At 62.9% G+C, this 16168-nt stretch carries 16 protein-coding genes; 7 read left to right on the top strand and 9 right to left on the bottom strand.

Features of this window, described 5'->3' with window-relative positions; all coding sequences use genetic code 11:
- Positions 1-216: 216 nt before the first annotated feature.
- The 4 genes from GT571_RS09480 to dnaK form a co-directional block, all read right to left on the bottom strand.
- Positions 217-633, bottom strand: coding sequence for a heat shock protein transcriptional repressor HspR (locus GT571_RS09480; RefSeq protein ID WP_161156905.1), 417 nt, complete (start codon positions 631-633; stop codon positions 217-219).
- 72 nt (positions 634-705) lie between these two features.
- Positions 706-1671 carry a DnaJ C-terminal domain-containing protein gene (locus GT571_RS09485; RefSeq protein ID WP_055285310.1) on the bottom strand — a complete coding sequence of 322 codons (966 nt, stop codon included), beginning with the start codon at positions 1669-1671 and terminating at the stop codon, positions 706-708.
- 108 nt (positions 1672-1779) lie between these two features.
- The gene (locus GT571_RS09490) at positions 1780-2622 is read right to left on the bottom strand and encodes a nucleotide exchange factor GrpE (RefSeq protein ID WP_161156907.1); all 843 of its coding nucleotides are present in this window, start codon (positions 2620-2622) and stop codon (positions 1780-1782) included.
- Between the two features lie 2 nt (positions 2623-2624).
- The gene (gene dnaK / locus GT571_RS09495) at positions 2625-4517 is read right to left on the bottom strand and encodes a molecular chaperone DnaK (protein WP_117862657.1); all 1893 of its coding nucleotides are present in this window, start codon (positions 4515-4517) and stop codon (positions 2625-2627) included.
- Between the two features lie 529 nt (positions 4518-5046).
- On the opposite strand from dnaK, the gene GT571_RS09500 reads away from it, so the two are divergent.
- Positions 5047-5298: an indolepyruvate ferredoxin oxidoreductase subunit alpha gene (locus GT571_RS09500; RefSeq protein WP_158564522.1), complete on the top strand. Its 252-nt coding sequence runs from the start codon at positions 5047-5049 to the stop codon at positions 5296-5298.
- Positions 5299-5389: 91 nt separating this feature from the next.
- On the opposite strand, the gene GT571_RS09505 is transcribed toward GT571_RS09500, so the two are convergent.
- The 4 genes from GT571_RS09505 to nadA form a co-directional block, all read right to left on the bottom strand.
- The gene (locus tag GT571_RS09505) at positions 5390-5935 is read right to left on the bottom strand and encodes a transcription repressor NadR (protein WP_161156909.1); all 546 of its coding nucleotides are present in this window, start codon (positions 5933-5935) and stop codon (positions 5390-5392) included.
- The gene (gene nadC, locus GT571_RS09510; RefSeq protein ID WP_161156911.1) at positions 5935-6795 is read right to left on the bottom strand and encodes a carboxylating nicotinate-nucleotide diphosphorylase; all 861 of its coding nucleotides are present in this window, start codon (positions 6793-6795) and stop codon (positions 5935-5937) included. The genes GT571_RS09505 and nadC overlap by 1 nt, the downstream gene beginning before the upstream one ends.
- 3 nt (positions 6796-6798) lie before the next feature.
- Complete coding sequence (locus tag GT571_RS09515) at positions 6799-8151, bottom strand: L-aspartate oxidase (RefSeq protein WP_192934694.1); 1353 nt, start codon at positions 8149-8151, stop codon at positions 6799-6801.
- Positions 8152-8230: 79 nt separating this feature from the next.
- Complete coding sequence (gene nadA, locus GT571_RS09520) at positions 8231-9256, bottom strand: quinolinate synthase NadA (protein WP_161156913.1); 1026 nt, start codon at positions 9254-9256, stop codon at positions 8231-8233.
- A gap of 292 nt (positions 9257-9548) precedes the next feature.
- Between nadA and GT571_RS09525 the strand changes: the two genes are divergently transcribed.
- Together GT571_RS09525 and GT571_RS09530 are read left to right on the top strand one after the other, a co-directional pair.
- The gene (locus GT571_RS09525; protein WP_117767183.1) at positions 9549-10271 is read left to right on the top strand and encodes a LytR/AlgR family response regulator transcription factor; all 723 of its coding nucleotides are present in this window, start codon (positions 9549-9551) and stop codon (positions 10269-10271) included.
- Entirely contained in the window at positions 10271-11548 is a 1278-nt protein-coding gene (locus GT571_RS09530; protein WP_118066459.1) for a sensor histidine kinase, read from the top strand. The genes GT571_RS09525 and GT571_RS09530 overlap by 1 nt, the downstream gene beginning before the upstream one ends.
- 64 nt (positions 11549-11612) lie before the next feature.
- Here GT571_RS09530 and GT571_RS09535 read toward each other — a convergent pair whose 3' ends face one another.
- Positions 11613-12188: a hypothetical protein gene (locus GT571_RS09535; RefSeq protein WP_161156915.1), complete on the bottom strand. Its 576-nt coding sequence runs from the start codon at positions 12186-12188 to the stop codon at positions 11613-11615.
- Positions 12189-12324: 136 nt separating this feature from the next.
- Between GT571_RS09535 and trxA the strand changes: the two genes are divergently transcribed.
- The 4 genes from trxA (at position 12325) to hypF (ending at position 16143) form a co-directional block, all read left to right on the top strand.
- Entirely contained in the window at positions 12325-12645 is a 321-nt protein-coding gene (gene trxA / locus GT571_RS09540) for a thioredoxin (RefSeq protein ID WP_055250861.1), read from the top strand.
- 221 nt (positions 12646-12866) lie between these two features.
- Positions 12867-13115, top strand: coding sequence for a hypothetical protein (locus tag GT571_RS09545; RefSeq protein WP_006235225.1), 249 nt, complete (start codon positions 12867-12869; stop codon positions 13113-13115).
- 1 nt (position 13116) lies between these two features.
- Positions 13117-13629 (top strand): nickel-responsive transcriptional regulator NikR, encoded by a 513-nt coding sequence (nikR, locus tag GT571_RS09550; protein WP_118205863.1) that lies wholly within the window; start codon positions 13117-13119, stop codon positions 13627-13629.
- Between the two features lie 42 nt (positions 13630-13671).
- Positions 13672-16143: a carbamoyltransferase HypF gene (gene hypF / locus GT571_RS09555; RefSeq protein ID WP_117862661.1), complete on the top strand. Its 2472-nt coding sequence runs from the start codon at positions 13672-13674 to the stop codon at positions 16141-16143.
- Positions 16144-16168 lie beyond the last annotated feature (25 nt).

The raw sequence follows: 16168 nt of genomic DNA on the forward strand, positions 1-16168 counted from the left end.
CAGGCCCCGCCGACCGATTGCAAGCGGTCGGCGGGGCCATTGTGGCTCTTGACAGCGGATTGGGTCATATGAGCGAACGCCGTCCAGAGCGAACAAGTTGGCATGAAAAAGGCAAGGCATAGACCTTCTGGTCATGCCTTGCCCTTTGAATGACAAATTGTCGCTCTGGACGGCGCGCAGCGTCAACTGGTCCGCCGTTCGTCAGAACGGCGGAACCTAGAGATCTCCGCCGGCGCCCAGTAGCTTGCGTATGACTTGCTCGGGGTTAACCGAGCCATCGCGCGGGGCCAGGGCGGTGATCTTCTTCTGCATCTTGTACTCGTGCAGCTCATCCTCGAGCTGGCGCACGCGAGCGCGGAGCTTCTCGTTCTCGCGCTCGCGCTCCTCGGCACGCTCCTTCATATCGAGAATGCGCACCACGCCGGCAAGGTTGATACCCTCGTCAGTCAGCTGGTTGATGAGCTCCAGACGCTCGATATCGGCACGCGAATACAGGCGCGTGTTACCGCCCGAGCGCTGGGGGTTCACCAGGCCCTTAGACTCGTAGACGCGCAGAGTCTGCGGATGCATGCCGGTCAACTCGGCCGCCACGCTGATCATGTACAGCGGTTTGTTCCTATTGTCCTCGGCCATGCTACCTGACCCCTTTCCGTCTCGTTATCGTCCATCATAAGCCCGCGGGCGCGGGCGCGCGCCGCGACCTTCCTAGTACGTCGCCTTGTAACGGTTGACCTTCTCGCGATAGTCGCGCGTGTCGGCCTCGCGCAGCTTGGTCATGGCATCGCGCTCGTCATCGGATAGGTTCGTGGGGACCTGCACCTTGATCTCGACGAGCAGCGCGCCCGTACGGCCACGGTGCTTAACGTCGGGCGCTCCCATCTCCTTAAAGCGGAACTTCTTGCCCGTCTGAGTACCCGCGGGCACTTTCAAACGGACCGTCGCACCGCCGGGTGTGGGCACGTCCACCGTGCAGCCGAGCGCCGCCTCGTAGACCGAGACCGGTACCTCCATGGTCACGTCGGCGCCTTTGCGCTTGAACAGCGGGTGCTCCTCCACATGCGTGGTCACGACCAGGTCGCCGCGCTCGCCACCCGCAACGCCATACTCGCCGCGACGCTTGTAGCGTAGCTTGCCGCCATCGACCGCGCCCGCGGGCACCGAGACCGTAATGGTCTGCTGCTCGCCTGTCGAGGGAATGCGATAGGTGACCTTGTGCGTCACGCCGCGAAACGCGTCCTCGGCCGTCACATCGACGGTCAGCGATAGGTCGCCGCCCTTGCGAGCGCGGCTGCGACCCGCGCCGGCACCGGCAGCGCCCGCAGCCCCGGCAAAGCCCGAGCCCCAATCGCTACCCCAGGCGCCATTGCCGCTGAAGATGCTGTCGAAGATATCGCCCCAGCCGCTGGCGCCCGCGCCGGCACCGTAGCCGCCGCCATACGCGCCGCCCGCGCCCGGCATGCCGCCGAACATGAGCATCTGGTCGTACTCTTTGCGCTTCTTCTCGTCCGAAAGCGTCTCGTAGGCCTCGCTGATCTCCTTAAACTTGGCCTCGTCGCCGCCGGCATCGGGGTGATATTTTTGCGCGAGCTTGCGAAACGCGCTCTTGATCTCTTTGTCGGAGGCGCTCTTGGATACGCCCAGGATGTCATAGAAGGTTTTGCCTGCAGCCATCGTAGCTCCTCTCCTGTTACGTCCGCCGCCCATGCAGACGACGGCTCATGCTTTCATATGGCACTAGGCCAGAAAGGGCCCCGGGTGTTGCCCCGGGGCCCTTCTCAATTACTCCTCGGTGCTCTCGGCCGTATCGGCCGAAGCATCCTCGGGCGCCGCTTCGGGCTCCGGTGCGGGGCGCTTCTCGCCACCGTAGGTCACCGTCACCATCGCGGAACGCAGGATGCGATCCGCCATGCGGTAACCCTTCTGGTACACGTCGTTGACGGTCTCGTCGTACTGCGATGCGTCCTCGACGCGACCCACAGCCTGGTGCTCGAGCGGATCGAACGCCTCGCCCTTGGGGTCGATGGGCTCAACGCCCTCGTGCGCAAACACATCGAGCAGCTTGGCATGCACCGCGTCGACGCCATCGACGAACTGCTTAAAATCGTCGGAAAGCTCCTGGCTACGGGCATGGTCGATCGCGCGCTCGATATCGTCAATCACCGGCAGCAGCGCAGTGACAAGCTTCTCGGTCGCGCGCTCGCGCTCAGCGATGCGCTCGTTGGCGGTGCGGCGACGAAAGTTCTCCCAGTCGGCCTGTAGACGGGCAGTGCGCTCGGTGGCGTCCTTTGCCTTGTCCTCGGCGGCCTTCTGAGCCTCTGCCGCAGCATCGAGCTCGCTGCGCACGTCGGCAAGCTCCTTTTGGGCCTGCTCGAACTTGAGCTTAAAGTCGTTGTCGGCGGCTTCCTCACCGGCGCGGATAGCGGCTTCCACCATCTCGTCCTCGGTCATCGTCGCCTCCTTGTTGGAATCCTCTACCTGGTTCTCGGCAGCCTCGGCGGCCTCGGCCTCGTTGGCCTCGGTATCGTCGACGGCCTCTACGGGAATCTTCACGTCCTTCTCCTCAGAGTCAACGGGGGCGGCGCCAGCGGCAGCCGCCTCCGTGCGAGCTTTACGGGCGGACATGATTACTTGTCCTCGTCGTCCACAACCTCGTAGTCGGCGTCGACCACGTCATCGTCGGCAGGCTGGGCGCCGGCGGCACCGTCGGTCTGCTGCTGAGCGTCGGCGTAGACAACCTGGGCCAGCTCGTAGGCCACGGACTGCAGGGACTCGCCAGCGGCCTTGATGGCCTCGACGTCAGAGCCCTCGAGCGCCTTCTTGGCGTCGGCGATAGCGGTCTCGGCCTTGGACTTCACATCGGCGGAAACCTTGTCGCCCAGCTCGTTGAGGGTCTGCTCGGTGGAGTAGCACAGGCTATCGGTCTGGTTGCGGACCTCGACCTCCTCCTTCTGCTTCTTGTCCTCCTCGGCATGGGCCTCGGCGTCCTTGACCATGCGATCGACTTCGTCGTCGGACAGAGCGGTGGAGCCGGAGATGGTGATCTGCTGCTCCTTGCCGGTGCCCTTGTCCTTAGCAGAGACCTTGACGATGCCGTTGGCGTCGATGTCGAAGGTGACCTCGATCTGCGGCACGCCGCGGCGGGCAGCCGGGATGCCGGTCAGCTGGAACTTACCGAGCGACTTGTTGTCGCGAGCAAGCTCGCGCTCGCCCTGGAGCACGTTGATCTCGACGCTGGTCTGGTTGTCGGCAGCGGTGGAGTAGACCTCGGTCTTGGAGGTCGGGATCGTGGTGTTGCGGTCGATCATCTTGGTCATGATGCCGCCCATGGTCTCGACGCCCAGCGACAGCGGGGTAACGTCGAGCAGCAGGATGCCCTCGACGTCGCCGGTGAGCACGCCGCCCTGGACGGCAGCGCCGTCGGCAACGACCTCGTCGGGGTTCACGGACATGTTGGGCTGCTTGCCGGTCATGGTCTTGACGAGCTCCTGGACGGCGGGCATACGGGTGGAGCCGCCGACGAGGATGACCTCGGTCAAATCGGAGAGCTTAAGCTTGGCGTCGCGCAGGGCGTTGGTGACAGGCTGCTTGCAGCGCTCGAGCAGGTCGCGGGTGATCTTCTCGAACTCGGCGCGGGTCAGCGTGTAGTTGAGGTGCAGCGGGCCGGACTGGTTCATGGTAATGAACGGCAGGTTGATGGTGGTCTGCTGGGCGGCGGAGAGCTCCTTCTTGGCGTTCTCGGCGGCCTCCTTCAGACGCTGCAGGGCCATGGGGTCCTGACGCAGGTCGACACCGTTCTCCTGCTGGAACTTATCGGCCATCCAATCGATGACGCGCTGATCCCAGTCGTCGCCGCCCAGGTGGTTGTCGCCCGAGGTGGACAGAACCTCAAACACGCCGTCGGCGAGGTCGAGGATGGAGACGTCGAAGGTGCCGCCGCCCAGGTCGAAGACCAGAATGCGCTGGTCGGTGCCCTGCTTGTCCAGGCCATAGGCCAGAGCAGCAGCGGTCGGCTCGTTGACGATACGCTTGACGTTGAGGCCGGCGATCTTACCGGCGTCCTTGGTGGCCTGACGCTGGGCGTCGTTGAAGTAGGCCGGGACGGTGATGACGGCGTCGGTGACGGTCTCGCCCAGATACTTCTCGGCGTCGGCCTTCATCTTTGCGAGCGTCATGGCGCTCACCTGCTCGGCGGTGTAATCCTTGCCCTCGATGTCGACGACGGCACGGCCACCCTGGCCCTCCTTGACCTCATACGGCACGGTCTTGATCTCGGAGGTGCACTCGGAGTACTTGCGGCCCATGAAGCGCTTGATGGAGAACACAGTGTTCTTGGGGTTGGTGACCGCCTGGTTCTTAGCGGCCTTGCCCACGACGCGGTCGCCGTCGGCACGGAAGCCCACGACGGACGGGGTGGTGCGGTCGCCCTCGGCGTTCACGATGATGGTCGGAGAACCGCCCTCGAGAACGGCCATTGCGGAGTTAGTAGTACCAAGGTCGATACCAAGAATCTTACCCATTAGAAATTCCCTCTCTCTTGTGCGTTCGCGCCACCTCGACGGTCTGTCGCGCGGCGCTTCGGCTTGTCTTTCAGGATGTAGTGTATCCCCTTATGGACCGGAATATACAAAATCTAAGTCAATTCATATAAGATTTCTTATCTCTAAGAGTTTAGGTTCTCGAATGCGCAGGTAGACGCACTGATTGAGTTCTCGGCAGATCTATTGAGATCTATGTAGAGATGGCTGAGGTTTGGGTCCGAAGGTGCCTGGGGCTGCCTTGCGGAAAGGGTATCCCGGTCTGAGCGCGAATTCTGGGACACAGTTTCCGCCGGGCGGTCCATCCGGAAACTGCGACCCGGTTTTCGGCCAAATAACGGGATGCCCTTTCCGCAGGCGCGCTCAATAGCTCAATATTTCAAGTCACCTTTAGCTAACATTTTCGCAGCTCAACGGCCCCACCTGCGCGTTTTTTAGTAAACCTTGGCATACTCGGCGAACGGTATGAAGATGCCGGCCAGAGGGTATTGCAAACGGTCGCTCCCGTGGTATGTTTTTGCCCGAATCAAACCGGCGCGCATCGCCTGTAGCGTCGGTCAACAGAGAGGAAACTACCATGGCTCATCCCGTAATTGATGCCGACGAGTGCATCGCTTGTGGCGTTTGCGTCGACTCCTGCCCCGCTGGCGTCCTGGAGCTCCAGGACGTCGCTACCGTCGCCGACGAGGACTCCTGCGTCGCCTGTGGCGCTTGCCAGGACGCTTGCCCCGCTGGCGCGATCACCGAGATCGTCGAGGAGTAACAACTCCCGCACTTGCACACTCAAAAGTACACCGTGCACAAAAAGGAGGCCTCCGCATCGCCGCGGAGGCCTCCTTTTGCATTCGTCGTTACTAGGACAGGTCGTCCTCGTAGGGCATGAGGTCTGCCAAGTAGCCCTTCTCCTTGAGTATGGCCTCGATCTCGTCGAGGGTCTGCTCGTCTTCCGCGGCGATGCGATGGAAGTGGTAGCCGCTGGTCACCGTCAGCAGCGGGAAGCTCTTGCCGCTGGCGATGCCCTCTAGGTAGCGCTCGACATCGCGGCGGTTGCGGATGTCCAGGTCGGCCGTGATCTTGCCGTACACACGATGGTTGACGATCACATTGAGCACGGCGCCACCCGCGTCGACGATACTCGTAAGCTCGTCGCCCGCCTGCTCCACACTGTGGCGCACCTTAACAAGACGCGTGGGCACGGCGGGGCTACTCGCGGCTTCCTGCAGCACGTAGCCGCGGTTGGTCGCCACGATATCGTGCCCATCGGCGCGCAGCAGGGCGATGTCCTGCACCACGACCTGGCGGCTCACACCCACCTCGCGGGCAAGCGCGCTGCCCGATACGGGTCCCTTGGCTCCCTCGAGCACGCCCATGATGGCACGGCGACGCTCGCGGGCGTTCATTATTTACCGTCCAGCAGACGCAGGTGCTTAAGCGAGAGGTCGAGGATCGGCGCAGAGTGTGTCAGGGCGCCCGAGCTAATATAGTCGACACCCAGATCGGCCAGGGCGCGGATATTGCTGGCGTCCACGTTGCCCGAGCACTCGGTCTTGGCGCGACCGGCGATAAGCTCGATGGCGGCGGCCATGTCGTCATGGGCCATGTTGTCGAGCATGATGATATCGGCACCGGCCTCCACGGCTTCGCGTACCATGTCCAGGTTCTCGCACTCAATCTCGACCGTCGTGGTAAACGACGCGTGGGCGCGCGCCATCTCGATCGCGCGCGTCACGCCACCGGCGGCATCGATGTGGTTGTCCTTGAGCATGACGGCTGTCGACAGGTTGTAGCGATGGTTGCTGCCGCCGCCGATCTCGACCGCGGCCTTCTCGAAAACGCGCATGCCCGGCGTGGTCTTGCGTGTGTCGACGAGCACGGTCTTGGTACCCTCGAGCGCCGCTGCCATTCTGTGCGTATAGGTAGCGATACCGCTCATGCGCTGCAGGTAGTTGAGCGCCACGCGCTCGCCCGAAAGCAGCACGCGCGCATCGCCGCGCACCTGGCCCACGTGGTCGCCGGCGTGCACCTCGTCACCGTCGGCAACATCAAACAGCACCGAGCTCTGCGAATCCAGCAGCTCAAAGGTGCGGGCGAACACATCCAAGCCCGCGATGATGCCATCGGCCTTGGCGATAAGCTCCACCGTGGCGGGACGCGCCGTGGGGCACACGCTCGCCGTGCTCACGTCCTCAAAGGTAATGTCCTCGCGCAGAGCCTGCAAAATCAGATCATCGACGACGAGCTTCATGGTAATGGGATTCATGGTCTACTCCTCCACGGCCTGCGTGCCGGCAGCACGGGCCAAATCATCGATTGCCAGGGTGTCGGCGCTCAGGGCGCGATGACGGCCATCGAGCGCGGGATCGCCCGCCTGCTCCACGGCCAGCGACTCGCCGGTACGCATGTACCACGCGGCGCGACGACCCCAGACCAGCGCCTCGAGCAGACTGTTTGATGCAAGGCGATTCTTGCCGTGAACGCCGTTGCAAGCCGTCTCGCCCGCGGCGTAGAGCTCGGGCATCGAGGTGCGGCCGTCCTTGTCGACCCACACGCCGCCCATAAAGTAGTGCTGCGTGGGCGTAACGGGAATGGGCTCGTCCAAGATGTCGCGGCCGTCCTCCAAGCAGCGTGCGCGAATGTTGGCAAAGTGCCCGGTCACCACATCGCGCTCGACGGGGGCAAAGCTCAGCCACTCGTGCTCGGTACCGTCCTGCTTCATCTGCTCGCGAATAGCGGCGGCGACCACATCGCGCGGCTGCAACTCGTCGGTAAAGCGCTCGCCGGCGGCGTTGAGCAAAATCGCGCCCTCGCCGCGGCAGCTCTCGCTGATCAGAAAGGTGCGGCCCGGCTGCGGCGAGAACAGACCCGTGGGGTGGATCTGCACGTAGTCCAGGTGCTCCATCTTAATGCCATGCTCCTGAGCGATGTAGCAGGCGTCGCCCGTGAGCTGCGGGTAGTTGGTCGAGTGGTCGTACACGCCACCGATGCCGCCCGTCGCCCACAGCGTGTGGCGGGCATGGATCTTAAACGGCTCGCCGGCATGCGCGCCCTCGGCGGCATTTACCAGCTCGTCGGCGGGACGAACCGAGTTGTCCTCGTCCACGGGAACGGCAACGACACCGGCACACACCGTGGCGCCGTCACGCTCGCCCGTCAGGATGTCGGTCATGGCCACGTGCTCCAAAATCTGCACGTTATCCAGTTTGCAAACGGCTTGGAGCAGCTTGGTCGTGATCTCCTTGCCCGTAATGTCGGCATGGAAGGCAATGCGGGGGCGGCTGTGCGCACCCTCGCGGGTAAAGTCGAGGCTGCCGTCGGCCTTGCGCTCAAAGTCCACGCCCATCGCCAGCAGGTCGTTGATGACCGAGCGGCTCGAGCGGATCATGATGTCGACGCTCTCGCGGCGGTTCTCGTAATGGCCGGCGCGCATGGTGTCCTCAAAGAAAGCATCGTAGTCAGAACCCTCGGGCAGTACGCAGATGCCGCCCTGCGCGAGCATCGAGTCGCACTCGTCGACCGCGCCCTTGGAGAGCATGATCACGCGCGTGCTCGTCGGCAGATTGAGAGCCGCATACAGGCCTGCCACGCCGCAACCGGCAATGACGACGTCGCACTCCATATCGGGGTATTGTTTGGTTTCCACAGGAATCCTCTCCCTTGTAATGTGGCATAAGGGATGCCCCTCATGTCACATTGGCTTAGCGCGCTGCGTACTCGAGCATGCGGTCGAGCGTGAGCTTGGCCTGGTCTGCCGCCTCGTCCGAGACGCCGATCTGCACCTCGCCCTCGCCCGTCTCCAGGCAGCGCACGAGCTTTTTGAGCGTGATGAGGTCCATGTTGACGCAGGTGGGCTGCACCGCGGGGAAGTAGAACTTCTTGCCGGTGCCCTGGCAGCGGCGCTCGAGCTCGTAGAGCACGCCGCGAACCGTCACGATAATGAACTCGCTCGCGTCGGACTCCTCGGCATACTTGATGATGCCGGCGGTGGAGCCGATGTAGTCGGCCTCGGCCAGGACGTCGGCCTTGCACTCGGGGTGCGCCAGCACGAGCGCGTCGGGGTGGGCCTCCGTCGCGTCGACGATCTGCTCGACGGTGATGATGTGATGGCGCGGGCAGTAGCCGTTGTTGAGAATGACGTGCTTTTGCGGCACCTGCTCGGCTACGAAGCGGCCGAGGTTTTGGTCGGGAATGAACAGGATATGCTGCTGCGGCAGCTCGGACACGATCTTGACGGCGTTGGAGCTGGTGACGCACACGTCACTCCAGCTCTTGATCTCGACCGTGGAGTTGACGTAGCAGACCACGGCCAGGTCGTCGCCGTACTCGGCGCGCGCCGCATCGACCGTCTCGCGCTTGACCATGTGCGCCATGGGACAGTCCGCGCCCGGCTCGGGCAGCAGCACGGTCTTGGTGGGATTGAGCAGCTTGGCGCTCTCGCCCATAAACTCCACGCCGCACAGCACGATGGTCTGCTGCGGCAGGCTCTTGGCAAGCTTTGCCAGGTAGAAGCTGTCGCCGACGTAATCGGCAACAGCCTGGACCTCGGGCGCCACGTAATAGTGCGCCAGGATCACCGCGTCACGCTGGGTTTTAAGTTGCTGAATGGCCTCGACGGGCTCTGCGGGCACCAATGCCGCGCGCTCCGTTGCCGTCGTTGCCGATGCCAGGCCGGCCGCAATGTCGCGTGCAAGCTCCGATGCATCCATGTTCGCGCTCTGTGCCATCAAGGCCCCTCTCTTTTGGCGAATCTTGGGGCTTTAGTATGACACCTAGGTTTACAGCTGACAAGACAGCTGTAAACCTAGGTGTAAAGTTGAAATAAAGATTCGACCATGCGGCAAGTCCATATTCGAACTGGCAAGCTGAGGATAGCCGAGCTCTCGATAGCGCAGGAGACATCTTTCGCCACCGCAATACCGCTCGGCGCGAGTTGCGCACCGTGAGGCACGAACGGGCGCTCCCCCGCGAGTGGTCCGCGCCCAATGTGGCAAAATCGAACTACTAAGGGGGCTCAGAATGCTCAAGATTATTGCCTGCGACGATGACGTCGCTTTTCTAGATAGACTGCACCGGATGATCGACCGTTGGTCGATCGAGACGGGCACGGCGGTCGATGTTGCGCTCGTTACGCGCGGCGAGGACCTGCTGGCGCGCCATGCCGCGTCGCGCGCCGACATCATCCTGCTCGACATGATCATGCCGCTCGTCAACGGCATGGACACCGCACGCGAATTGCGCCAGGCCGACACCGCCGTGCGCCTGGTGTTCCTCACCTCGTCGCCCGAGTTTGCACTGGAGTCCTACGAGGTCCGCGCCTTCGACTATCTGCTCAAGCCCGTGACTTACGAACGCCTGGCGCAGTTACTCGACGAACTTTCGAGCATGCGCCCGGCGGCAACCGACGAGCTCGTGATCAAAACGTCCTTTGGCTACCACGCCCTGCGCCTGTCCGACATCGAATATGCCGAGGCGCGCAACAAGCACGTGGTCTTCCACCTGCGCGACGGACGCGATATCGAGGCACTCGAGTCGTTCCGCAGCGTCGAGGACCGTTTGGCGCAAAATGCCACCTTCTTTAAATGCCACCGTAGCTACCAGGTCAACTTGCGCAACATCGACCACTTCGATCGCACAGACATCGTCATGCGCTCGGGCGCGTGCATTCCGCTGTCGCGCAGCAGCAAGCAGGGGTTCCAAGACGCCTACTTTGCGGTGCGCTTTGAGGGCGGGAGGCGCTGATGATCTCCTCGGTCGAAATGGTCCTTTGGGCAATCCACCACGCCACGACGCTGCTCTTTGGCGTCTTTGCCTCGGCGGCGCTGTGCGGTATCGAAATCAATCGACGCCATGCACTCGAGTTGGTGGGGGTCGGAGCCGCAACCGGCGCTGCCTTTTCGATCGCCAATGTCGTTGGCGGAGAGCTTTTTGCCCGTCAGGTCTATCCGCTCGTCGTGCACTTGCCGCTTACCGTCTACCTATGCGCGCGCTACCACTTGAGTCCGCTACTCGCGACGTTGGGCGTCACCAGCGCCTATCTGAGCTGCCAGTTCAGCAATTGGATGGGCATCGCCGCATTTGCCGCAACCGATTCTCAGATCGCGTACTATCTGGCACGCATCGCTACCACGCTCGGCGTCTTTGCCGTCCTGCTGCATTGGGCCGGCGACATTGGACCCCGCTTGGCGATTAAAAGCCCCACCGAGCTGGGCATCCTTTTAATCCTGCCGCTCGTCTATTACATCTTTGACTATGCCACCAACGTCTACACCACGCTGTTCCACTCGGGCTCGGTGGTGACAGTTGAGTTTTTGGCATTTGCGCTCTGTGCCTTCTATCTTATGTTTCTTGCTGTTTACCTGCGCGAATACGAAGAAAAGGAAACCGCCGAGCGAGAGCGTTGGATGCTCGAAACCCGCGACAGCGCCGCCATCAAAGAGCTCGAGGCTTGGCGTCAATCTGGGCGCGAGCTGTCGATTCTTCGCCACGATATGCGCCACTTCCTACGCGGCCTGGCCACTTTAATTGAGGAGGGCCACACCGACGAGGCGCTCAAACGCATCGATGAGCTCTGCGAAGCCGGCGACCGCACCGCCGTACGCCGCTTCTGCGCCAACGAGACCGTAAACATCGCGCTTTCGTCATTCAACTCAGATATCAATAGAAACGGCATTACCGCCAACCTGCGCGCCGCCGTACCCGAAACCGTCCACGTAGGTGACGCCGACCTGTTTAGCGTGCTCTCAAATGCCCTGGAAAACGCTATCACCGCCGCAAGCGCCGCACCCCAAGGAAAGCGATTCGTCGACCTTGACCTGCGACTTGAGGACGGCCAGCTGTTGCTGTTAGTTTCCAACACGTTTGACCGCGCGCCGCGCATGGTCGACGGCATGCCCGTGACCCGGCATGCGGGCCACGGCTTTGGAACCAAGAGCATCAAACTTGCCGTGGAGCGCATGAACGGCAACTGCCAGTTCCGCATTAACGGCGATCGGTTTGAGCTGCGCGCTGTGATGTAGAAGTACGGCGCCGATCTCGCGGCGCGCCTCGCCCGCCAGGCAATCGCTCGCCGGTGCCGATCCGCTACAGTGGAGCGACCGCCGGGGTCAGCTGCTTGATGTAGGCCCACATGCGCTGCTTGGCCGCTTTGTCGGTCAGCGCCGCCTCAAAGCCATCGAGCGCGAGCACGCGGCGGCCCTGCACATGGGCGACCAGGCCGGGCTTGAGCATGGCGGTGTCGAAGTCATCAATCGCCACGAGCATATCGGCGTAGGTTTCGCGCATGGCATCGGCCGCGCTGTTATCGAGCAGCAGCACCGCCTCGGGATCCAGAGACTCAAGCGCCTCGCGGAACAGCTCGCACGGCAGAGTCTCGCCCACCGCGACCGCTCCGTCGCCTGCGCCGGCGACGCTTGCCAGCACGCAAAAATCCTCGGGCGCGTAGCCGATGGCCCCAAGCGCCTTGCGCAGCGCAGCACCGTCCGGACCGGCAGCCAGCTCGCCGCCCGAACGCTCGGCCTCGTCCAAATCGCCTTTGACCAGCACGATCGGCGAGCACGCGTTGCCCACGATGCGCACGCCACGGACCGCAAGCGATGTGAGCTCCTGCTCGGTCGCCTGGGCGATGGCTTCTTTTTTCTGGCTTTGTAACGTGGACATGCGCTCTCCAATCGTTTGCGTGCCCACCATTATATAAAAGAGCTGCCCGCGAGTGGTTGCTTTGCGGGCGGCTGGGTATAAGCACGGTCGTACTGAGTTTTACGCGGCCGAGCCGCGTCGTATTATGGAGGTCACCATGGCTGACATTAAGCAGATTACCCCCGAGAACTTCGATTCCATCGTTAACGACAGCCTGCCCGTGCTGGTCGATTTTTGGGCGCCCTGGTGCGGGCCCTGCCGATCGCTCTCGCCCATCGTGGACGAGGTAGCCGATGAGCTGGCAGGCAAGCTTGCCGTTGCCAAATGCAACGTCGACGACAACCAGGACCTGGCCATGAAGTATGGCGTCATGAGCATCCCCACGCTGATTGTGTTTAAGAACGGCGAGGAGATTGACCGCTCGGTTGGCGCTCTGCCCAAGGCGAGGCTGCAGGCGCTGCTGGAGAAGCATCTGTAATACGCTTGTTACTTGCCCGCCGTCCATGAGCGGTTTTGCACCGCTCGCCGGACTGCCGGGTGCGGCGCGTGCGACCACGGATAGTATGGTAGTTACAAACAGCCCCCAGTGAACGGGTGCGAGTCACACAGACTCGTACCCGTTTTCTTATGCAGCAGCGCATAGAGCGAGCGTAGTAAAATCTGAACCACTGAACTGCCCCATACAAAAGGAGATTTTCCATGCATGATGTTGGAATGAACATGAGCCAGCTTGCCATGAGCGTCAAGCAGGTCGACGACACCATCGAGCTCGCTCACGAGTGGAGCCATCAGCTGCTGCATGCGACCGAGAATTTTGACATGGAGCGCATCGGCGCCAAGCTCGAGGCAGCCATGGCCGCGCTGCACGAGGCCCACGACGCACTCGAGGGCTACGAAGAGGCCATCGAGGCCGACCACAACTCCGTCGGCTCCGTGAAGCTGGTGTAACGTGGCCGAACACGAGCACGGCTGCGGGTACGAGCACGAGCATCCGCACGGGGCGGACGGTGACGCAGGCTGCCACTGTAGTGGCTCCGGCTCCGAGCTAGTCCGCTTTTCGGTTACCGCACCGGACGACCTGCTGCGCCGTTTTGACGAACAGATCGCGCGCCGCGGCGACGTGGCCAACCGCTCCGAGGCCGTGCGCGACCTGATTCGCGCCTCGATCGCCAAGGAGCAGATGCGCACGCCCGATGAGCATGTTATCGGGTCGCTCACCATGATCTACGACCACCATACCGGTGACCTGACGCGCCGTCTGGACGAAGTGCAGCACGACTACACCGACGAGATCGTATCGACCATGCACGTGCATCTGGATCACCACAACTGCTTGGAGATTCTGGCGCTCAAGGGTCGCGGCGAGCGCGTCTACGAACTAGCCGACCGCCTGCTGGGCCTGCGCGGCGTTAAGCACGGCGAGCTCACGTGCGCCGCCACCAAGCAGAGCCTGGGGCTGTAGCGCACCTGTCCCTATTTGGTCGGTTTTGATGAGGGGTGTCGCATGCGACATGTGCATATTCATGTGACGGGCATTGTGCAGGGCGTTGGCATGCGGCCGTTTGTGTATCGCGAGGCCATGGCGCATGGCATTTGCGGATGGGTGCTCAACGCGGGCGACGGCGTGCATATCGAGGCGCACGCTCCGGCCGATGCGCTCGATGCTTTTGTTGCCGCGCTTTCTGCGCATGCGCCTGCGGCAGCCCGCGTTGAGCGAGTCGATATTGCGGATTTGGAGCCTGGCGGCTGGAGCGCTGCCGATGAGCAGGGCTTTCGCATTGTGGCATCGCAGGACCAGACCGCGCACACGACGCTCGTCTCGCCCGATATCGCCACCTGCGACGATTGCCTGCGCGAGTTGTTCGATCCCGCCGACCGACGCTATCACTACCCCTTTATCAACTGCACTAACTGCGGACCGCGCTTTACCATCATCCGGTCGCTGCCTTATGACCGAGCGGCCACGTCGATGAATTGTTTTCCCATGTGTCCTGAGTGTGCCGCGGAGTATGCCGACCCACTCGACCGGCGTTTTCACGCGCAGCCCGATGCCTGCTTTGATTGCGGGCCGCATATTACGTGGCGCGAGGCTGTGAACGGCGATGCGTGCGGGAATTCGTCCGCGACACCGGCCGTCGGCACCACACGCGAGGCCAGCGACGCTATCATCGAGCGCTGCGTCGAGCTGCTGGCCAGCGGCGGCATCGTCGCCATCAAGGGTCTGGGCGGATTTCACTTGGCATGCGACGCCTCCAACGAGCAGGCGGTAGCCGAGCTGCGCCGTCGCAAACGCCGCAGCAACAAGCCGCTTGCCGTTATGGTACGCGACCTTGCCGACGTTGAACGCCTGTGCCATGTCAACGACGTTGAGCGCGGCTTGCTGGCCGGCAGCATTCGCCCCATTGTGCTGCTGCGCCGGCGTGCTGTTTGCGGGAGCGACGGCGATTCTCCCGACGCCCTCGTACTCGCACCGTCCGTCGCGCACGACCTGCCCGAGCTTGGCGTTATGCTCCCCTACACTCCGCTTCAGCATCTGCTGCTTGCCGTGGCAGAAGCCCGCGGTATGCACGCGCTCGTCATGACCAGCGGAAACCTGAGCGAAGAGCCCATCGAGACCGATGACGATCTTGCCTGGGAGCGCCTCGTTGCCGCCGGCATTGCTGATGCGCTACTCGGCAACGACCGCGCGATCCTCTCGCGCTACGACGACTCCGTGGTGCGCGTGGTCAACGGCGCCATTATGCCCGTGCGCCGTGCCCGCGGATATGCACCCCAGCCGCTGCCGTTGCCGGCGCTCGACGGCGCTCCGTCCTGCGTGCTCGCCTGCGGGCCACAACAAAAGGCCACGATTGCGCTCACGCGCGAAGGGACGAACGGCGAGGCAACCTGTTTTGTGTCGCAGCATATCGGCGATGTTGAAAACGGCGGGACCTTCGATGCCTGGAACGCCGCGCGCACGCGCTTGGAAGATCTCTTTGACTTGGCGCCCGCCGCCTTGGCCTGCGATTTACACCCCAGCTATCTATCGGACCAGTGGGCGCGCGAGCAGGCGCGAAAATGCAATCTGCCGCTCGTCGAAGTGCAGCACCATCATGCGCATATCGCGAGCGTAATGGCCGAGGCCATCGCCGCGGGCCAGCTTACAACCGACACGCGTGTCCTTGGCATCGCCTTCGACGGCACCGGCGCCGGCACCGATGGGACCATTTGGGGCGGCGAGTTTCTTGTTGCCAGCCTTGACGGCTTTGAGCGCACCGCGCATTTGCTCACCTGGGCGCTCCCCGGCGGGGCGGCCTCCGTACGCGACGCTCGACGCAACGCCTTTGCCCTGCTCAGCGAACTCGGCCTACTCGAGCACCCAGGCGCCGCCCAGCTTTTGGACAGCCTCGACGAGCAAACGCGTAGCGTGACAGCCACCATGATCGAGCGCGGCATCAACAGCCCGCGTACCAGCAGCATGGGACGTCTCTTTGATGCCGCGGCAGCAATTCTGGGCATCTGCGACAAGGCAACCTACGAGGGCGAACCCGCCATAGAACTCGAAGCCGCCGCCTGGCGCGCGTTCAGCAGTGAAAGTGCCTGCCCCACCGGCAATATGGTCAGCTTTTCCGTAACCGAATCATCCCGTCCGGACGACTGCCATGTTCTGAACTCCAGACCGCTTTTTGAGGCGCTTTTGGAGGGAATCAGGACCGGCGTGCCCGCCGGCAAGCTCGCGCTCGACTTCCACGTCACCATCGCGCGCTCCTCGGCACGAATCGCACGCGAAATCTGCGCCCGTGAAGGCCTCGACACCGTCGCGCTCTCGGGCGGCGTGTTCATGAACCGACTTTTGCTTCAGCTCCTCACCCGCGAGCTCAAAAGCATGGGTCTCACTGTCTTGATTCCCCGCTCCGTGCCCGTCAACGACGGCTGTATCGCCTACGGTCAGGCCGTCATCGCTCGCGCTCGCCTCGCGCAGACAGCATCGCGATAGGCTGTTTTGCCAGCCTGCGCGCCGC

It is taken from the genome of Collinsella aerofaciens (genome assembly GCF_009876115.1).
In the GTDB taxonomy this organism is placed as follows: Bacteria; Actinomycetota; Coriobacteriia; order Coriobacteriales; family Coriobacteriaceae; genus Collinsella; species Collinsella aerofaciens_N.

Excerpts from the sequence above, each read along its gene's own strand:
- GT571_RS09480 (WP_161156905.1), bottom strand. The coding sequence starts at position 633 with ATGGCCGAGGACAATAGGAACAAACCGCTGTACATGATCAGCGTGGCG.
- GT571_RS09485 (WP_055285310.1), bottom strand. The coding sequence starts at position 1,671 with ATGGCTGCAGGCAAAACCTTCTATGACATCCTGGGCGTATCCAAGAGC.
- GT571_RS09490 (WP_161156907.1), bottom strand. The coding sequence starts at position 2,622 with ATGTCCGCCCGTAAAGCTCGCACGGAGGCGGCTGCCGCTGGCGCCGCC.
- dnaK (WP_117862657.1), bottom strand. The coding sequence starts at position 4,517 with ATGGGTAAGATTCTTGGTATCGACCTTGGTACTACTAACTCCGCAATG.
- GT571_RS09500 (WP_158564522.1), top strand. The coding sequence starts at position 5,047 with ATGTTTTTGCCCGAATCAAACCGGCGCGCATCGCCTGTAGCGTCGGTC.
- GT571_RS09505 (WP_161156909.1), bottom strand. The coding sequence starts at position 5,935 with ATGAACGCCCGCGAGCGTCGCCGTGCCATCATGGGCGTGCTCGAGGGA.
- nadC (WP_161156911.1), bottom strand. The coding sequence starts at position 6,795 with ATGAATCCCATTACCATGAAGCTCGTCGTCGATGATCTGATTTTGCAG.
- GT571_RS09515 (WP_192934694.1), bottom strand. The coding sequence starts at position 8,151 with ATGGAGTGCGACGTCGTCATTGCCGGTTGCGGCGTGGCAGGCCTGTAT.
- nadA (WP_161156913.1), bottom strand. The coding sequence starts at position 9,256 with ATGGCACAGAGCGCGAACATGGATGCATCGGAGCTTGCACGCGACATT.
- GT571_RS09525 (WP_117767183.1), top strand. The coding sequence starts at position 9,549 with ATGCTCAAGATTATTGCCTGCGACGATGACGTCGCTTTTCTAGATAGA.
- GT571_RS09530 (WP_118066459.1), top strand. The coding sequence starts at position 10,271 with ATGATCTCCTCGGTCGAAATGGTCCTTTGGGCAATCCACCACGCCACG.
- GT571_RS09535 (WP_161156915.1), bottom strand. The coding sequence starts at position 12,188 with ATGTCCACGTTACAAAGCCAGAAAAAAGAAGCCATCGCCCAGGCGACC.
- trxA (WP_055250861.1), top strand. The coding sequence starts at position 12,325 with ATGGCTGACATTAAGCAGATTACCCCCGAGAACTTCGATTCCATCGTT.
- GT571_RS09545 (WP_006235225.1), top strand. The coding sequence starts at position 12,867 with ATGCATGATGTTGGAATGAACATGAGCCAGCTTGCCATGAGCGTCAAG.
- hypF (WP_117862661.1), top strand. The coding sequence starts at position 13,672 with ATGCGACATGTGCATATTCATGTGACGGGCATTGTGCAGGGCGTTGGC.